Consider the following 2,159-nt stretch of genomic DNA (forward strand, 5'->3'; position numbering starts at 1 on the left):
GAGCAGCAGCGCTACCGGGCCAGCGGCCTCAATCTGGTGACTGCCGCCATCGTGTTGTGGAACACGGTGTACCTGGAGCGCGCCACCCAGGCGATGGGCGACACGGGCAAGCCGGTGGACGACGAGCTGTTGCAATACCTGTCGCCGCTGGGATGGGAGCACATCAACCTGACCGGCGATTACGTCTGGCGGCAGAGCCGCAGGCTGGAGGACGGAAAGTTTCGGCCGCTACGAATGCCCGGAAAACCTTAGCGTACGATTTTTTCCGTTTTCTGCGGCCTCCCCTGGTACTACTCACTAGCGCGTGCCTGACCTAACCAAGGCTACAAAACGATAGGCGGTTCATCTTTCCTAATAGCTTGAGGTTACTATTGAATCTCATCCAACCCTCAGGGTTAAGGAGATTGGAATGCTTATTAAAATTCTTCGAATTATATTCTTGTTGCCTATAGTTAGTTTGGCACAGCAGACTGCTGCCTCCCCGCCCGCGGAGTCACACTCGGATGAACAATCTGAATCTTCGTGTATCGATGTCCAAGTCAATGGAGCACGTAGCCTGTCTTATAACTGCATGGCTCAGCAAATGACTCCACCCAAAGAGGATCCTCGGCGTCGGAACCCTACCTTGAACTCCACATTAGCGTCTGAACGCGCCACTCGCCTGCCACCCACACAGACAGGACTTTTTACCAGCCTTCATCAACGTGCCATATCGAACTCGAAAGACTAGCCCTCAGCCAAACGACTTCCAGCCTATGCAGGGCACTCTATAGAGTGCCCTGCAGCACATTCACAAGCTGAACACCTTGAAATAAAAGCCTACTAAGGCGCATCCTTAGTTCAAAACCACATTTATTATTCCTGACACATTCTGGACCTCACCATACACTGCCCGCCCATCACGATAACTGTAGCTCATTATCACTGGAATCGTTGTTTTGAATGCAGTGCAACTGTAGTTTACAACAACAGATCCGCCATATGGCTCAACACCCAATTGAATGTCGGTCGGGCCGACCCATGACACATTACACCCTTGAGATGAATTCCCGGGTGTATTGTAACCAACACATCGTAGATCTGATGTTCCCCTGCTAACACCGTCTGGATAGAAATTGGCATAACGTGGAGCATAAAGATTTGCCCGGCAAGATGTTGTAAATTTCCTATCTCCGCTGGCAGAAACAGTGACCGTTCCTGGTGAAGGCATTGCCGAAATGATCATCCTTTGCAGAGGAGGGAGTGTAGGCGCTCTTTGACTCGACTTCATATTACTTGGAAGAATCGAACAAACTACAACATCTTCAACATCCACACCCTTTGAGACTTCCCCCAGACTTGTTATTTCAACTCCACCCTGCGCCCGACATATCTCACTTCCATCATTTGAGCCCTCATCAGCACACGCGAGATTGCTCGCCACCAAAAGCACAGTCGACATAACAAGTGATTTTTTCATTTTCAAGAAGACCTCTCCAGGCTAAAAATTATTCATTCAGTTAATACCCAGCTCATTGGGCGGCTTTCGTATCAGCTTCTCTGATTCAAGAACACGACCTTCAATTGGATCGCAGTTCAGCCGATTCAACCTCACACTCCCCTCTTCATTATCATTAACTCCGGAAAGCTTCTGCTCTCTCTCAAAGCAGTGCTGCCCAATCTCATCCGATCCACCTCCACCACCGACACACCCATAGATGAGAGCAATTAAAGAAAATAGAGAAAAGTACCTATATCCGACCCAACCACCCATCTTCATATCGCAAGAAAAATACAACATTTGCGTCACACCTTTGTAATTCTCTAGAGTTACCCTTCACCTAGAAAAACCCTACCCCCAATTTCGCTTCAATTCTGTTTCAGAAGACAACAACTATCTAATTTACTAGTAGGAATCTCCGCGCAGCCTTCCTGCCTCTTAGCAACAAAAATAACTGTTTCGGCAGCGACTGCTCAGTCCGCGCAAACACCTGAATACAAGATGGCTTGGAAGCTCACTTCTACCTTATGAGTTACTAGGCTCCCTCCTCTGCACCATGCGCCAACAACTCGCCCTTACAGCGGTAAAAAATACTCCGGCGACGTAGTGATGATTTCCTGCTGCTCTATCCCAAGCGATCCTGTCTCCTGTCTGTACCTTCCTCGAACCGGTACAGACC

General features: G+C 49.0%; 1 protein-coding gene. It reads left to right on the plus strand.

The features are described from left to right. On the plus strand, positions 1 to 252 hold a 252-nt coding region (locus HMPREF2924_RS34590), incomplete at its 5' end, for a Tn3 family transposase (RefSeq protein ID WP_141765553.1). Between the last annotated feature and the right edge of the window lie 1,907 nt (positions 253 to 2,159).

It is taken from the genome of Pseudomonas sp. HMSC063H08 (assembly GCF_001813645.1).
GTDB classification, from domain to species: Bacteria; Pseudomonadota; Gammaproteobacteria; order Pseudomonadales; family Pseudomonadaceae; genus Pseudomonas; species Pseudomonas aeruginosa.